The 435-nt window shown below is 45.3% G+C and carries 1 protein-coding gene; it reads right to left on the bottom strand.

Annotated elements, in window-relative coordinates; genetic code table 11:
• The coding region (locus tag C161_RS32650; protein ID WP_036674061.1) for a hypothetical protein at positions 1-435 on the bottom strand (435 nt) is incomplete at both ends.

A 435-nucleotide genomic window follows, 5' to 3' on the forward strand; every position in this document is an offset into this window, starting at 1 on the left:
CGCCAACAGCAGACCGCTTAATCCAGCAGCGGCAGCATATACACCTGTAGGTATTTTTGTCAATCCAATTAGCAATTGGTCAATTCCATCCAACACATCTTTAATCATCTGACGCAATCCATCTTCGCCAGCCGTGTTAAAGATTTCAAGCAGTGAAGTTCTGGTCTGAGCTGCCTTACGCTGGATTGTGTCCATTTGAACAGTCAAATACTGCATCGTAGAGCCGGATGAGCCAATAGAAGCAGCAGTACCCAGCAAGATATCTCCAACGTTAAGTGACGCGGCCAGTTTTGCATATTGATAAACACCACGAGAGATATCTGCATATGACTGAGTTAGGTCGTAGTTCTTGTCTGTCACCTGGATGGAGAGGTCCAATAGAATATCTTCAGCTTTACGCCATTGTTCGACGCCATCGACAACCTCTTTGGTTTT

It is taken from the genome of Paenibacillus sp. FSL R5-192 (assembly GCF_000517845.1).
In the GTDB taxonomy this organism is placed as follows: domain Bacteria; phylum Bacillota; class Bacilli; order Paenibacillales; family Paenibacillaceae; genus Paenibacillus; species Paenibacillus amylolyticus.